A 14,020-nucleotide genomic window follows, 5' to 3' on the forward strand; every position below is an offset into this window, starting at 1 on the left:
GAGTCCAAGCGGCTGGTGAGGACCCTGTGTGGCTCTCGCAACGTCTGCCGCAGCTTCTGCTCCTGTCCCAGCATCTCTGAATGCTCAATGACGTGCTGCCAGCGCTCGGCGGTCAGCCGAACCGTTCGGCCTGAGTAGTCTCGGAATCTCTTCATGCCCGGCGTCACGGCTATTCCTGCCTCATCCCGGTAATGGCTAAATGCCCCGATGCCTCAATCGTCAATTCCTCGGAACTGCCCGAGGCCGAAGTGGGCGGAGTGGCCGACTCAGCGAAGCCCAAGGGCCGAACGCAGCGCGGCGTCGATCTGCGTCAAATCCCCCGCTGCGACGGTCCCCAGTACGCGCTTGATGATCTGTTTGTCGACCGCGAGGAGCTTGGAAACGCGCACGGTAGTCGGATGGCGAAGGCCAACGTCCTGCCATGCGGCCAGCGGCTGGTCGCCCGGCCCGGGCCGGCGATAGTATCGTGGCTGGCTGCTGATCGGGCACACGATCACGTCGGCGAGGCGGCGGTGAGGTGGCTGGACTCACGACGAGCGCGCGGCGCGGTTTCACTCCGGAATGGTTCGAATAGGGCACGTTGACGAGGATGACATCTCCGCGATTACAAGTAATCGTAGAGGGCATCGTCCTCTCCGTCCCACGCCGCCCGGAGTTGCTCGTCCGCCAGTCGCTTCCAGCCCAGCCGCTCCAGATCCCGTTCGGAGATCGGCTGAATCAGCGCGCACGGTTTCCCGTTCTGCGTGACGATGATCGTCTCCTTCTTCTTCTTGGCCCGCGCCAAGTATGCTGGCAACTCCTTGGTGACTTCAGCCATGGTAGCGAATCGCATCGTCACACCTCCGGGCGCAAGTATGGCTGATGCCCCTGCGCGCTTCCAGCCGCCCAGCGCCCTCCCTTCATCCCTCATCCTTCATCGCTCATCGTACACCGGCCGGAACTGCCCGAGGCCGAAATGGGCGGAGTGGCCGACTATTCAATGACCTCAAGCGTGAAAGGTCGGACCCTCCGGATCGCGCGGAAGTCCCGTCCGTTCTGCGTGATGACCGCCGCACCAATCGATCGTGCGGAGAGCGCGATCAGCACGTCGTTGACCAGTGCGGCGACCCCCGCCGGGTTGTAACCGTAGGCGGTGTGCAAGCGAGCGAGAACGGCACCCGCATCTTCGTAGACACGAGCCGTCGGCAGCAAGATGCGTCCCGCCCTGGCGAAGGGCGTCGTCATTCGGTCAACGAGTCGGCGATCACGCGCCACCAGCGCCCCCGCGCGCAATTCCATGAGCACGAGAGCGCTGAGGTACTTCACGGCATCGCGCTGGAAGAGGACCGCTTCGTGCTGCCGGGCATTGAGCCAATCGATGTAGAGATTGCTGTCGATGACGACCCGGCGCAGCCTCACCGAAACACCTTTCTGAGTCGCCCCTTGCCCCCGGTCGCGCGCAACGCGGTGTCGATTTCGGCTTCAGCCACGACGAGGTCAAGCGCACGGTTCACGGTTTCTGCGTCGTCCTTGGTGCCAAGATAGGTGCGTGCTTGATTGAGCTTGCGCGGGTCGAGTTCAACGTATCTGCGGCGCGACGCGGCGTTGCTCATTGAGAATCCTCCTCGCTTTGTCATCGAACCACATACCACGATGCGGCGGAAGCGTGCCAGCACGGAGCGGGCACGAATCGGCAATGCTTCATCTCCGCCCGGATCACTCACCGGTCCTCTCTCATCCTGCAATGATCCAATCGGCCGATGGCTCAATCGCTCCCGCCGGTCACTGATCACTGGTCACTGATCACTGCTCTTGACTGGCCGACGTGAGCGGGGTGACCGAGGGCGTGAGGGGGTGGCAGGTCGGGTATCCCGTACTACGCGGCGGCCGCTTCGGGGTTGAGCGCATCCTCGATCGTGAGTTGGCCGTCGCGGACGGCCAGGCAGACGCGCAGCAGGTGCAGCTCGCGCAGCATCTCGTCGTCCGGAAATTCCTCACGGGCGCGGCGCGACAACCGCAGCAACTTCGTGGCCGGGATGTTGGCCTGCTTGGCAATCTTCTCGTAATTGAAGTATCGCATCTTGGGTTTCCTTATAGCTCGGGCGGGGCCACGATTTCTATCGTGGACAGGCCCCACGAGACATTCAGCGTGTTCACCTCTGCCCGGCGGCGCCGGTTCACGAGATGCTTGAAGTTCCAAGAGAGCAACACGTCGTGCTGCGTCAGCACCGCCGCCGCCACATGCACGGCGTCATTGTGCATCGCCGCAGTGAACACGCCGGCAGCAAGGTAGCGCTGGGTCAACTCGTTGATCGCTGTCGTCACTGGATGCACGGCGACCCTTCGAAGCATCACGAGCAAGCGTCGCCGCCGCACCGCATCGAGGACTTGCATCAGTTCCTCGCGCGCCAGCTCCGACGTGGCCAGGTCGAACCCGGCGCGGCGCAGCCAGAACTCGCGCGTCTGGCGCTGGCGCTCCGGAAGGCGCCGGTCGTAGTAAGCGCTAAACACTGATGTGTCGAGGTAGACGCGCGGTTTCACTTGCCTGCCTCAGTCATCCGTCATCCCTCATCTCCCAAGCTCCGGTCTCCCGCGCTTGTCACTCGTCACTGTCTCACTGGGTCTGAACTGCCCGAGGCCGAAGTGGGCGGAGTGGCCGAGCATCACGGGCCCAGCTACGGGTTCAGGGAACACGACGCGAAGCCAATAACCGAGCCGATCTCCAACGAAGGCACGTTTGCCGCGCTCTCGCCGAGGAATGTGAACGCAGACCCATTGCGACCTCGCGGTCTCCTGGACAATGGCATCCTCTGCACCAACGAAGCCACGAAGCCCCAGCTCGCGTCGAACCTGCGCCTCGATAGACTCCGATGCCCGAGGCTTGCTTCGGCGCAAGTGATGTCGGGGCGGAACGTAGGGTGTTACAGACTCCCAGCTTCGAGCACGACAACCGTCAAGTCCTGGAGGTGGCGGGACGGCGCGGTCCAGTGGCACCAGCCGTGCCTTCCACTCGTCGCCGCCCTGCGCGCCGATCGCCGCCCACGACAGTGGCCGTTCGGCTGCCCTCAATATTGCCGCGTGTTCGTCAGCGCTGAACGGGTCTTCGGGCCTCCAGACGAGCAACCGTGTGATCAGGTTGTCCTCGACCCAGACCAGGAACGCCGCGTGACGATGACCTTCGAGGCGATCGCCAGAGGCATTCTTGCCTGAGAGCCCAGACGCCTCCTCGCGCACTGCAGCAGGCGCTGTCGACCAAGTGGCCTTTGGGTCGCCGCTGCGCGCTCGCACGAACGCAGATAGCACGCGCGACCGAAACGCCGCCGTCAAGCGAACGGCCGAGCGTAGCTCGGGAGCCACCGCCCACCCGAGCGCGAACTGAATCAGATTGGTTCTCGGCGGCGCTGGCCGTCGGAGTCGCTCTCTCGCTTGCGGCCGCCGAGGAATGTCCGCGTAGAGCCACCGCGCCCCAGGTGGCACCGTTCGTCCTTTCGCGAGCTTGTTATCAGTGACTCGCTCGACGTCGTCTCGCGCGGCCTCGCTGGTTGGGACAAGCACTGGCACCGAGTCAGCGGATGTCGGGCGCTGGGTGAGAGTGCAATTCGGCTCGATTCCCGGCACGGGGTCTCGTCGCTCGATCACGTTCAGGGTCTCAGCTCGCCCGAAGTAGAGAACGCGATCCAAGCATCGGTCGAGGATGCCAATGAGATCAGGTCTCCACGCATCACCGTCCAGGAACCACCAGACGGCCGATTCGTCCGTGTCTTCGGGTGGGACGCACCACGCGTTGTCCTGGACGAGCGTTGTGCCGTAGCCTCGCCTAGCTGCCTTCTTCTTTTCAGCGGGGTTCCAGCCGAAGGTCGCCGGTTGGTACTGTCTGAGGACCATGCCCCGACGCGCGAATGGCGGAAGCCGGAACGCGTAATGGCTGCTGCAGAATGCGCGCAACAAGGAGTCGATCCCGTCCGAGTCTCGGTCGCCTGTCTCGCGTTGCCACTGATGCCACCGCGCGCAAATCGCACGGACGAGCCGCCACGGGCTCGGCGGCCACTCACCGAAAGGGTCATCAAACGGGTTGACCCTCCACGGTGTGGCGTGGAATCGCCCAAGAGGGAACGTTTGTCGCAGCACGACGCGCATGAACGTCAGTCCTCTTCGTTCGCTTCCTCATTCTCGTCTTCATTCTCGCCGGTGCCTTCGTCGGGCTGGCCCTGGTCATCTCCGTTCTTCTTGTCATCGTCGCCGGCTCGGTAAAGCTCTCCGGCAGGCCAGTAGATGTCGGTCGTCGCGGCGTTTGGCGCAAACGCATCACCTGTAATGTAAGCCCCGATGTTGATCGCTCCCAGAGCAGCCCTCACGTCGCCTTGATCCCAGCAAACTTCCGCACATTCCAGGTCGCAACCCGATCTGTAGCGGAAAGGCCCGCGCAGCAACCGGCCGATCTTCCACAGCGCCAATGCGAGAAGAAACTTCTTCTGGTTGTCATTGAGGCCGAGATACGTCTTGCTGTCGTTACCGGATTCTTTCCTGCCGAAGGAACGCAGAAGTGCCAGGTCGAGTACGAATGTCGCCCGAATCTCTCCCGCGGTCGCGTCGTCAACGGCGAAGATCGGTTGGCCAGAAGTGGTTTTGCCGAGGCGGTCGAACTTCACGCCGGACCGATCGACTCGACCGGCTCCGAACGCCTCGAGGTGGGCGGTGAGCATGCGTGGAATCTTGATCTGCCACTGCGGAAACAGGACCCCATGCACGAGCGCGTTCGGGTCATAGCGGAAGATCGTCGTGAAGACCGTCCACCACGCTTCTGCCGGTGGGTGTGCCTTCCTACCGAGACCGGCCAGAACACCGCACTCGCGAGCGAGTTGCTTCTCGAAGATCTCAGCTTCCGGGTTGCCATTGCTCAGCCTCTTCCCGCCGAGGAAGTAGGTCGACGCAATGCGGTGCCCTTCGGTTAGGCTCGTAACCACGACCTGCTTCCGCTTCTGCTTGTTCTCGTCCTTTTCATGCTCCGGCCAGCCCGCGTCCGTCACGCAGCGCAGATATGGCATTCCTTGGAGTTCCGCCGTCACGTCCGGATCGTGCGGTGCTGCGCGGCAGACCGCTTCAAGATGGTTCGCCATACTCGCCGCGCTGTCCACGATGCAGACTTTTTCAAGCGTGCCGTCGACTCGCGGTGCATCGTAGATGACGTGGCCGATCTCGGGGAATCCGGCCGGCTGGAAGCGGTCCAATTCAGCGACCGGCTGCAGGCGCGCTTTGAGCACCATTCGCAATGGTCCGTCGTCAGCGATGAGTCTCTCAAGATCGAACGACTTTGCTTCAGGCATGACGTGTTCCTCCTTGGATCTGTGATCGTGTGGGGCGCAGCCAACGGCGAACCAAGAGATCAGCTCGCTCATAGTCAGAGCTCGGAATAAGCAGGCTGGCGAGAAATCGAGCGGGATCGTGCACGCGCACCTCGGCGTGCTGGGTGGCGAGTTGAGCCCTCGTCATGGAGTAACGGCTCCGCGCATGATTGATGGCCGAAGTCACATGGCCCACTCGCAGCAAGGCGACCAGCCGGCGAGCCGCAGCGGGCGTTCGCGCTGCGGTCTCCTTGGCGAGTAGGTCGCGCTGGCCGCTCATGACCGGGCGCTCGTCCAGCAGCGGCAGGAGCAACCCGTGGAGCGCAAGCAGGCCATTCACCGGAATCTCTTGCTGCGTGCCTAGCCACCTAGGGCGATGCCCGGCCCATCGCCAGTCGAGCAGCGCGAGACGCGACAACCACGAACTCAGCGCGGGCTCATCGACGGCCCCTGACAGCCATGCATCGACTTCGGAAGGGCTCGCGTACCACCCCTCGCGTCGTGCAAACACTTCGCCCTTCTCGTGGCGCTCGTGCGTTTCGAGATCCAGCGTGAGCCGGTCTATCACGCGAACGAGGTTCGCCGTCAGGTCTTGCTTGCTCCAGACCCACGTGAACGGCGGTGCTTTCGGCACCGCGTATGAGCCGTCTCGATTCGCCGTAACTCCGAAACGGTACAACGCGAAGGGGCGTGCCGCTGGGAAGCTCGACACGATAGCGGCGGCAATGCGCGCCTCGGTCGAAGCGGTCTCCCCGATGAGCACCCGCAGCCAGCCTAGGGGAAGAGGCGACCAGCGAACACCGGCTTCTCGAAACGTGCGGTTGCGGTCCACGCGATCGAGTGCAGTTACTATGGCGTCCGCGAGCGCACGCGCTCGCAGCGCATCATCCGGAACAGCTGCCAAGTGCACCGCGGCTGCTTCTATTGGCCCGCGCAACCCTTGATACCGCCAACGATTGCCCTTCTTGATATCGCGCGGGAGCCGGTTCAGCAGGGCGACTGCGCGCTCCAGCGCGCGAGCGCTTGCGTCGCCATGATGCGCCGCAACGACTGATGCTGCAGATATCGGCGAGGCGAGATGGCGCACACGGTCCCGGTGCGGCGTCGTGTCAGTGGATGCTGGCCGGTCCCGCGGTACGGCGATGCGACCGAGCAGACGTGGCTCGAAGGTGTTGCCGCTCGTCGTGGCCCCGAGTGCGAAACGAATGAAGCAGGAGATGCCCGCGTCCGTTCCGCGGCGCAGGATCGCAGCAGCGAAGGCGGCTGGAGTCACTGCTCCGCGCCCATCGATTTCGGCTCGACCACGCGTGAAGATCGCCTCAACCTCAACAACGCTCGCCGGGCGGCTCCAAATTGGAGCCCACACCTCGCCGCGATCTCGACCCGCTTCCCCGGGCGTTGCCGCCGCAGCCGGTCCAGTCACAAACGGGAACGCACCTTGTGTTCTTGTCCGCGCTCCGAGCCGCCGGGAAGCGCCACCGGCGAAGAACTCCAACCCCTCGCAGGCAAGTACCATCGCCCAAGGAGAGATCTGGCCCTCGCGAGCTGAAGCCTGACCCGAATTGAATAGCTTGTTCGCATCGCTGAACCAGGATGCGGCCTGGAGCTTTTCCAGGAGGAAGGAAACCGGCTTGCCGGTCAACCAGGCTTCCAGCTCTCGAAAGGGAGCGTCTGACGCTGCGGTGACGGAGGCCTTCTCCCTTGCGGCTTTCGGAGCGGAGCCTTTGGATGCCACCTGGTTCTGCAGCGCGGATTTCGCCTTCTCCCAGCCGTCTGCGAACTTCCGTTTACCAGCATTTCCTCCGCTACCGAGAAGCGGATTGAAGAAGAGTCTTGTCGCGGCAACAATGTGAGCATCGAGCCGGTGCAGTGAATCCTCATTTGCCGCCGATCGCCACAATGCAACCGGCCGCCTGCTCTTCGCCTTGGTGCTCTTCTTCTGTTCCTCCTGCCAGGATAGTTCGTATGCGGTCCAGCTTCCCTCGCAGGCTATCTTAAGCAGGTGGTTCCCGAGTTCGTCGAGGGTTTCGGCTCCACCGACAAGGCAGGGAATGTCATCGCGCCAAGCGAGACGCGCTCTCGGCCAACACCGTGCGACAACACGGAGCAGTCCAAGCGATGCGAGATAGTTCCCAAGACTGGTCGGGCGCAGACCTGGCAGATTAACAGCAACCAGTTGCGTTGCAGGGTGTGTTGAAACGCTAGCCATTCTTCAGCTTCTCGCTCGGCTTCGCGCAGCGACTTGGCTGTTCGCTCGCTCGCCAGTCCGCAATTCGTACGAGCGCCTCAAGGTATGCAAGGTTGAACGGTCCAAGAGATCGCGGCTCATCGCGGGCCTCCTCGATAGAGGGAGCGCCGTCTTGCCATGAGCCGAGCACGTCCGCCACGATCTCGGTCCATCCGGGCCCGCTCATCGTGAAGTGCTTGCCATCATCCGCCCACTCGCCAGCTGCTCCATCAGCCGTCACGGAGAAGTCGAGAGGCCAACGCTCGCCCAGCACTTCGACTGCGTCGACCGCGAGAGTCAGGCCGAACACGTCGTCACCCGCGCGCGTCGTGGAGCGCATAACCGTGCGAACCTTCCCATGATGCGTGGCAGCCAGGTAGACCGCGAGGATCGGAAACGGTTTCGGGTCGCAGGAGGTCCGGTAGCGGTGCCACATGGCCAGGGCTGAGGCGGCCTCGTGGCGGAGTCCCGGACGGAATGGAACGAAGCCCGCCCACCGAACACCGGTCAGCGAGCGTATTCGATCGAGCGTCTCACGACTTGGCGTGGTCTCAACTGCCCACCGCAAGCGGAGAGCATCCCTGCGCAACTCATCAGGTAGACGTACCGCTGTGCCAATGTGCGCCGGAACATTCTTCGCGATAGCGCTTGCGACTCTCGCGGACGCATCGACGCCCACCACTCGCGGGCATTTGGCAAGCACTCTCGCCATGCCTTCCTCGCGCCCTGGCAGCCGCTCCTGCCACGCAGGGTGGGCTTTGCCGAGGTCGTGAAGCCCTGCGGCAGCAACGACGGCGGCAGCCAAGTCGGTGCGAAGCTCTATCGCGTCGCAGAGCGCTCGGGCCTCGTTGCGTGCGTCGTCGAGATGATCGCGAAGATCGGCCCAGTAGCCTGTCTCTGTACGCGGATCATCTTTCATGGTCCGGCCCGCACCCGGCGGGTCGAGGTCGTTCAAGCGGCTCCGCCTATCGGCTGTCCATCCGCGCTCGGGTTCGTAACCGCCGGCAGATCCCTGCAGCATCAATCGCATCCCGGGTCGGACGTCATCAGCGCGGGCCGATTCCCAGCGACCGACCTGATCGTTCCATGCCCACGCGAGCGAACGCGTGGCTTGCAGGAACTTTGACAGCTCCCACATCGGCACGGGACAGCCCTCCTCTGGACGAAAGGCGGGGCCAGTTTGTTCCTCGTCGGGCGGGGACCCCTTGCTGGACCATGCCCGCCAGAACACGGTAACGTCAGCCTCAGGGTCGTCGCCTCGCACAAAGGCGCTCACGTCAGTGAATCCACCGAAGACATCCGGCTCGGTGGAGAACAGCCCGTGCACGTCGACGGCCCGTGGAAGCGGCGTTAGCGCCGGTTGCAACGCCTTGTTGAGTTCAGCGGCATGCTTGCCTTGGGCCAAGGTCTCCAGAGCTTCGCGCGCGGATTGCTTTGCCGATAGCAGGGTAAGCGCCTCAACAAGCCGCAGACCCAGCATGACTTGCTCAGCATTGTACGGGCCGATACGCGTTGCGCCGTCCTTCCCCTTTGCTTTGCTCCCGCCTGCGAACCAAACGTAGGCTTGGGCGTGTTGGCCTCGCCCGTCACGGTTCAGTCGGCCGAGTCGCTGCACCATAGAGGGCCACGGGGCGCATTCACTCCACAAGCGATGAGCTGAGATATCAACACCGGCCTCGATCACCTGCGTGCACACGCACACCAGTCCGGGGTCGTCGGGTATTGCAGTCCCAGGTACGGCCTTCCTGCGTTCCTCAAACGCCAGCAGCCTCTGCTCGTGCGCCTGTCTGTCTACCGCTCGAAACCGAGACGTGAGCAGGATCTTTGGTATCGGATCGCAGGACAATGCTGCGAAGACTGCCTGAGCGAAGGACACGGTATTGCAAACGACCAGAGAAAGCGTACCGGGCTGGTGTTGCTCGACCACCTGCTCCGCAAGCCATTGGTCCAACGGCGGTGCCTTGTTCCCAGAGGGAGGCGCCAACACTTCGACCGGACGGCGAGCATCGCGCAGCTGCTCGAACCGGTGCCGCACTGCGCCGTCCGTCGTGGCTGGTAGCTCCCATTCCATGTGGTACGGTTCGACTTCGTGTAGGGCGTCTGCCCGCCGGTCCGTGGTGCTCAGGAATGAAGCCCCTACAGTCGCGCTCATCCAGGTCGTCGGGCAATCTCGAAGAACCTGGAACCGGCGCTGACGCATCCAGTCTAGCTGCGCTGTCGTCCAGAGGCCGGGGCCCATGAGCTGGACCTCGTCGACAATCCAACGGCAGTCAACGTTCAGCAGCCCGAAGTGAACTGGCCACTCGAAGCGGCTCATCGAATAGCCGCGATTCAGCGCGCGCGACAGCAGCATGTCCTGCGTACCTACCAGTACCCACGGCTCTTCTGGATGGCTCACCCATTCCTCGTCGACGTCACCGCCCATGAGCGTGTAGACGGATACGTTCAGGCCTTGCTTGTTCCGAAGTCGATGGCAGCACTGCTCAAGGCGCTCGCGCGTCTGCTGCACGAGCACCCGCATAGGAAGGCAATAGATCAAGTGTCGAGGCTCATTGGCATCTTGCTTAACAAGCCGGCGCCACGCCCAAGCCAGCACGGCGCCCTCCGTCTTGCCGAGCCCGGTAGGTACGGAGAGAACAGTTGGGAGCCCCTGCGTCGCAACCTGCTCTTGCCATGGGTATGGCGCGAAGGTGGTTACGTCACAGAAAAAGGTCTCGAAGCGCGCGGTCATATGATCGCCAACCGCCGCTGGTAGTCGTACGGTGCCGGCGGCCGAAGACCCGTCGCCGTGCGGAAGAACTCGCCGAATTCTGCTTCACCGCTCATTGGCTCATCTCATCCGAATCAACCGCCGCCTGGCGCCTTCCGAAACTGCTGCCCCCACTCTTCGTACCGGCGCAGGAACTCCGGCGCGGTCACGTGATCGACCAGTGCCAGCAGGCGCCGCCGCAATGCCTCCTTGTCCCAGAGATCGTGCTCGTAGAACCACACGCCGAGCGTCGTGTTCAGGAAGTGGCCTTTCGCCAACAGCTCCCCGGCGCCGGCGGGGCGCATCCAGACCTCGCTCGGCATCTGGCGCACCTCCGGTCCGGCTTCTCCGTCGCGAACGTAGATGCATTCTCCCATGTTTGCTCTCACCTCCGCTCTGTGTCGTTACTGCACCGTTGTCCGTGGCCAGCCGCCGCTGGTAGTGGAACGGCTCGTGATTTGCTGCCGCTTTGAAGAAGTCTGAGTTGTTACTCCCGTGAGTCCTCGTGCGACGCAAAGATCTTGGCCAGCCACGTGCGTTGAGCCAAGAATCGAGAGTCCAAGGTCCAAAGGCCCGCGCTATGAAGTTGCTCGCCATCTCCCCCCTTCACCAAACGTGATGCGGCACCTTACACGCTCTTGCACGTCGACGGCAAGTGGAATGCTGCAAGCACTCTCTCCGACAATACGCGGGCCAGCGCACCGCGTGGTCGTCCACCCGCTCCCCACCGAGGAACCCTCACCTCTTTCCTCTCCCGCGGTGATGCGGGCGAGGAGGACTACTCCTCGTCACCCCTGGTCACCGCTCACCACCGAAGCCGATCCGCCGCCGCTTCGCCACCGGCGGCGCCATCAACTGGCGGATAGCGTCGAACACGACCCTAAACTGCGCGTCGTACTTCCGCTCCAGCGCCTCGACCCCCTGTAGTCCCCCTTGGCAAGGGGGACGAGAAGAAGGCGAGGTCCTTGTGCGTGGAGAGCAGCTCCCGCAACTTCACGAACGCGCGCATGATAGCGATGTTGACCTGGACCGCGCGCTCACTGCGGAGCACGCTCGACAGCATCGCCACGCCTCGCTCAGTGAAGGCGTACGGGGTGGCTCGGCGAAGACCTCCCCAACTTGAAATCACAATCTGGGATTTCAAGTTGCCGAATTCCTCGCGGGTGAGTTGAAACATGAAGTCAGCCGGGAACCGCCCACGGTTCCGCTTCACCGCCTGGACCAGTGCCCGTGGCTCAACTCCGTACAGCGCCGCCAGGTGTGTACTGAGCATCACCCTGTGCCCGCGGATCAGCAGAATGGCCTGCTCGATTCGTTCAGCCGCCACCAGCTCCTGCTTCATTCGCGACCCGCAGCCGTGTTTCCCGTGCGTCGGCACGTTGATCGCCAGCGACTTCGGACGCTCGCCGCACACCTCACCCGCCAGCCGCCGCTGGTAGTGTCTCGGGGATCGAGACTGGAGGCTGGGGCCTGGAGGCTCGGGATCGATCGCCGTCCGGAAGAACCCGCCGAAGCAGTCTGTCGTCGCCATCCCCCCTTCACCAAACGTGACGCGGGACTCTACACAATCCTGCGCTCCGCAAGCAAGGCATTCTGGCAAGTACCCTCACCTCTTTCCTCTCCCGCGGTGATGCGGGCGAGGAGTCGTATACGGTCATCGGCCTCATTCACCGCCCGTTCGCGAACGGTGCCGCCATCGATATCTCCACGTCCTTCTTCTGCACGACCTTGGATGCATCCAGAATCTCGATCTCCAACGGTTGGCCGCGGGCCGAGAGATGCACGATCACGCCCTCGGCGAGATCGCGAGAGTCCGTCGGCCGCCCCTCGCGCAATCGAATCGTCAACACGTCAGCGTCAGGCGAGTATGCGATCTTCATAGTGACCTCCGCCGCGAGAGTCGCGCATCAGGACCCGCCTTCGCCCGACCGCTTACGGAACTGCTGCCCCCACTCTTCGTAGCGGCGCAGGAACTCCGGCGCGGTCACGTGGTCGACACGTCCAGCGCGTAGCATATCGCAGATGGCTGACGGCACATGGGCGAGCCCCATCTCGCTCTCCCGCCCGTCCCTCGTTTCCGCAACGTAGATGCACTGGCCCATAGCTACACCTCGTTCTTCGCAACTCGTGCTGGCAACTCGTGGCGCGCCTACTGCGCTCCTTCGGCCACCGGCAGGGCACTGGTCTCGACGCGTGACAAGTTGGCCACCTGACTGGCATGGTCGATGTCGATGCCGACCAACCGCCCCTGCGCGTCGAAGTCGAGCACGACACCGGGCACTACCTCGCGCGAATCTGTGCTCGGGCGTTCCGCCAGATCGATGTAAAGCGAGTCCGTCTCCGGGTAGTAGTCGAACTTCATGCCGCTCACGCCTCGACGTCACGAATGGGAAACGCGTTGAGGACCGTCTCGCCGTCTTCCAACGTGACTTCGCGCAAACACTTACCAACCTCTCCGATGAATGCCCAATAGCGGACGCGGCCGTTCGCCTGCGCCTCACGCCGTACCGGTTGCCGCAGGACACGTTCGCACCAGCCCCGCTGCAGGTACGGCCGCTTCCGCAGCACCTGTTCTTCGAAGTACCGGGTCGTCTTCATTCACCGATCGCCAAGAGCGCCGCCGCTCGCCATCCGCCGGTCCCCGTCGCCGTCAGGAAGAACTGCTCAAAGGTCATGCGTCGTGCGTCCTGTTGGTGAATCGTGAGTTGCGCTCGGAATCTTTGCACATGGCCGTTCGCCTATCGCCTCTGGCGCTGATGCTTCCCGTTCTTCGTCCGCTTCGAAGCGTTGAGCACGGTCACGCCGACCAACTCCTTGCCGCGGTAGCGCAGGAGGATGCCATCTCGGTCCACGGTGTCGGTAGCTCGTTGCGGGCGTTTGAGGCTGATATACAGCACGTCGGCTTCGCGATCGTAGTCGACCCATGCTCTCCCTTGCGGAAGCCGGATGAGGTGCGGGATCGCCGCAGCGATCTGCTCTACCGCTCTGGCTGCTGCTGATTTCGCCATACCACTTCCCTCCGCGCCAGCCGACGGGTGAAATACGAGGTTACAACAAATCCGGTGGGCCGAGAAACCTCCTTGTAGACTACCGCCAAATGGCGCCGCGGTGCCAGTCGCTTGGAGGCGACAAGCGCACCCGCATCTCCCTGCTGAATCAGGTCTGGGTCTTCTATCGTCTCCAACACGTCGTCGTAGTGCCCGGCCAAGTCATCGTGGTTCTCGACGATGTGAAACCAGCGCTCCTCCGTGAGCCGGATCGGCACGCCACTTCGCGCAGTCACGCGATCCATCCGCAGCCCCCCGCCTTCCCCGCCCCCGTCGGCACGTTGATCGCCAGCGACTTCGGGCCGTCGGCGCACACCTCGCCCGCCAGCCGCCGCTGCCAGTCGAACGGCCCCTTGTCCGTTGCCGTCCGGAAGAACTCGCCGAAGCTGTCCGCTGTCGCCGCCATCTCCCCCCTTCACCAAACGTGACGCGGCACTCTACACAATCCTGCGCTCCGCAAGCAAGGAATTCTTGCAGGTACCCCAGGATTGCGTCATAGTCGTTGTTGGCGCACGCCGCTGGAGTTGGCCGGCCCGACGGCTCCGGGTCGCCGCTGGAAGATCGAGCTGATCGAAGCTCAGAACCCGGACTGGCGAGACCTCTATGACGAGATCGTGTAGCGCTGGCGGGTCGTAGCGAGCCGGTGCCGTGGATTCCCGCTTTCGCGGGAATGACA

General features: G+C 63.4%; 17 protein-coding genes and 1 pseudogene. All 18 read right to left on the reverse strand.

The features are described 5' to 3' along the window. Nucleotides 1-266: 266 nt before the first annotated feature. On the reverse strand, nucleotides 267-491 hold the full coding sequence (locus tag HY699_09150; protein MBI4515965.1) for a type II toxin-antitoxin system PemK/MazF family toxin: 225 nt from the start codon (nucleotides 489-491) through the stop codon (nucleotides 267-269). Between the two features lie 113 nt (nucleotides 492-604). Beyond that, entirely contained in the window at nucleotides 605-832 is a 228-nt protein-coding gene (locus tag HY699_09155; GenBank protein MBI4515966.1) for a type II toxin-antitoxin system Phd/YefM family antitoxin, read from the reverse strand. A 140-nt stretch (nucleotides 833-972) separates the two neighbouring features. Beyond that, nucleotides 973-1,398 (reverse strand): PIN domain-containing protein, encoded by a 426-nt coding sequence (locus HY699_09160; GenBank protein ID MBI4515967.1) that lies wholly within the window; start codon nucleotides 1,396-1,398, stop codon nucleotides 973-975. Then, nucleotides 1,395-1,592: a hypothetical protein gene (locus tag HY699_09165; protein MBI4515968.1), complete on the reverse strand. Its 198-nt coding sequence runs from the start codon at nucleotides 1,590-1,592 to the stop codon at nucleotides 1,395-1,397. Before HY699_09165 ends, HY699_09160 begins: the two co-directional genes overlap by 4 nt. A gap of 263 nt (nucleotides 1,593-1,855) precedes the next feature. Further along, entirely contained in the window at nucleotides 1,856-2,059 is a 204-nt protein-coding gene (locus HY699_09170) for a hypothetical protein (protein ID MBI4515969.1), read from the reverse strand. Nucleotides 2,060-2,070: 11 nt separating this feature from the next. Then, nucleotides 2,071-2,520 carry a PIN domain-containing protein gene (locus HY699_09175; protein ID MBI4515970.1) on the reverse strand — a complete coding sequence of 150 codons (450 nt, stop codon included), beginning with the start codon at nucleotides 2,518-2,520 and terminating at the stop codon, nucleotides 2,071-2,073. Nucleotides 2,521-2,547: 27 nt separating this feature from the next. Then, nucleotides 2,548-4,116: a type I-U CRISPR-associated protein Cas5/Cas6 gene (gene cas5u6u / locus HY699_09180; protein MBI4515971.1), complete on the reverse strand. Its 1,569-nt coding sequence runs from the start codon at nucleotides 4,114-4,116 to the stop codon at nucleotides 2,548-2,550. 5 nt (nucleotides 4,117-4,121) lie between these two features. Then, complete coding sequence (locus HY699_09185; protein MBI4515972.1) at nucleotides 4,122-5,303, reverse strand: CRISPR-associated protein; 1,182 nt, start codon at nucleotides 5,301-5,303, stop codon at nucleotides 4,122-4,124. Then, complete coding sequence (gene csx17, locus HY699_09190; GenBank protein MBI4515973.1) at nucleotides 5,296-7,530, reverse strand: type I-U CRISPR-associated protein Csx17; 2,235 nt, start codon at nucleotides 7,528-7,530, stop codon at nucleotides 5,296-5,298. The genes HY699_09185 and csx17 overlap by 8 nt, the downstream gene beginning before the upstream one ends. After that, complete coding sequence (locus HY699_09195; GenBank protein MBI4515974.1) at nucleotides 7,523-10,279, reverse strand: DEAD/DEAH box helicase; 2,757 nt, start codon at nucleotides 10,277-10,279, stop codon at nucleotides 7,523-7,525. The genes csx17 and HY699_09195 overlap by 8 nt, the downstream gene beginning before the upstream one ends. 113 nt (nucleotides 10,280-10,392) lie before the next feature. Next, the gene (locus tag HY699_09200; protein ID MBI4515975.1) at nucleotides 10,393-10,674 is read right to left on the reverse strand and encodes a hypothetical protein; all 282 of its coding nucleotides are present in this window, start codon (nucleotides 10,672-10,674) and stop codon (nucleotides 10,393-10,395) included. Nucleotides 10,675-11,095: 421 nt separating this feature from the next. Then, nucleotides 11,096-11,639, reverse strand: a pseudogene (locus HY699_09205) (ORF6N domain-containing protein). A 325-nt stretch (nucleotides 11,640-11,964) separates the two neighbouring features. Then, the gene (locus HY699_09210; GenBank protein ID MBI4515976.1) at nucleotides 11,965-12,177 is read right to left on the reverse strand and encodes a DUF2283 domain-containing protein; all 213 of its coding nucleotides are present in this window, start codon (nucleotides 12,175-12,177) and stop codon (nucleotides 11,965-11,967) included. A gap of 269 nt (nucleotides 12,178-12,446) precedes the next feature. Then, a complete protein-coding gene (locus tag HY699_09215; protein ID MBI4515977.1) occupies nucleotides 12,447-12,659 on the reverse strand; it encodes a DUF2283 domain-containing protein in 213 nt (70 codons plus the stop codon). A 5-nt stretch (nucleotides 12,660-12,664) separates the two neighbouring features. Continuing rightward, nucleotides 12,665-12,895, reverse strand: coding sequence for a hypothetical protein (locus HY699_09220; GenBank protein ID MBI4515978.1), 231 nt, complete (start codon nucleotides 12,893-12,895; stop codon nucleotides 12,665-12,667). Nucleotides 12,896-13,035: 140 nt separating this feature from the next. Continuing rightward, entirely contained in the window at nucleotides 13,036-13,305 is a 270-nt protein-coding gene (locus HY699_09225) for a DUF2283 domain-containing protein (protein MBI4515979.1), read from the reverse strand. Then, entirely contained in the window at nucleotides 13,275-13,589 is a 315-nt protein-coding gene (locus tag HY699_09230; protein ID MBI4515980.1) for a hypothetical protein, read from the reverse strand. Before HY699_09230 ends, HY699_09225 begins: the two co-directional genes overlap by 31 nt. Beyond that, complete coding sequence (locus tag HY699_09235) at nucleotides 13,577-13,750, reverse strand: hypothetical protein (protein ID MBI4515981.1); 174 nt, start codon at nucleotides 13,748-13,750, stop codon at nucleotides 13,577-13,579. The genes HY699_09230 and HY699_09235 overlap by 13 nt, the downstream gene beginning before the upstream one ends. Nucleotides 13,751-14,020 lie beyond the last annotated feature (270 nt).

This window comes from Deltaproteobacteria bacterium, assembly GCA_016210005.1.
Taxonomy (GTDB): domain Bacteria; phylum Desulfobacterota; class Binatia; order HRBIN30; family JACQVA1; genus JACQVA1.

Excerpts from the sequence above, each read along its gene's own strand:
- HY699_09155 (MBI4515966.1), bottom strand. The coding sequence starts at position 832 with ATGCGATTCGCTACCATGGCTGAAGTCACCAAGGAGTTGCCAGCATAC.
- HY699_09165 (MBI4515968.1), bottom strand. The coding sequence starts at position 1,592 with ATGAGCAACGCCGCGTCGCGCCGCAGATACGTTGAACTCGACCCGCGC.
- HY699_09170 (MBI4515969.1), bottom strand. The coding sequence starts at position 2,059 with ATGCGATACTTCAATTACGAGAAGATTGCCAAGCAGGCCAACATCCCG.
- cas5u6u (MBI4515971.1), bottom strand. The coding sequence starts at position 4,116 with ATGCGCGTCGTGCTGCGACAAACGTTCCCTCTTGGGCGATTCCACGCC.
- HY699_09185 (MBI4515972.1), bottom strand. The coding sequence starts at position 5,303 with ATGCCTGAAGCAAAGTCGTTCGATCTTGAGAGACTCATCGCTGACGAC.
- csx17 (MBI4515973.1), bottom strand. The coding sequence starts at position 7,530 with ATGGCTAGCGTTTCAACACACCCTGCAACGCAACTGGTTGCTGTTAAT.
- HY699_09195 (MBI4515974.1), bottom strand. The coding sequence starts at position 10,279 with ATGACCGCGCGCTTCGAGACCTTTTTCTGTGACGTAACCACCTTCGCG.
- HY699_09200 (MBI4515975.1), bottom strand. The coding sequence starts at position 10,674 with ATGGGAGAATGCATCTACGTTCGCGACGGAGAAGCCGGACCGGAGGTG.
- HY699_09210 (MBI4515976.1), bottom strand. The coding sequence starts at position 12,177 with ATGAAGATCGCATACTCGCCTGACGCTGACGTGTTGACGATTCGATTG.
- HY699_09215 (MBI4515977.1), bottom strand. The coding sequence starts at position 12,659 with ATGAAGTTCGACTACTACCCGGAGACGGACTCGCTTTACATCGATCTG.
- HY699_09220 (MBI4515978.1), bottom strand. The coding sequence starts at position 12,895 with ATGAAGACGACCCGGTACTTCGAAGAACAGGTGCTGCGGAAGCGGCCG.
- HY699_09225 (MBI4515979.1), bottom strand. The coding sequence starts at position 13,305 with ATGGCGAAATCAGCAGCAGCCAGAGCGGTAGAGCAGATCGCTGCGGCG.
- HY699_09230 (MBI4515980.1), bottom strand. The coding sequence starts at position 13,589 with ATGGATCGCGTGACTGCGCGAAGTGGCGTGCCGATCCGGCTCACGGAG.
- HY699_09235 (MBI4515981.1), bottom strand. The coding sequence starts at position 13,750 with ATGGCGGCGACAGCGGACAGCTTCGGCGAGTTCTTCCGGACGGCAACG.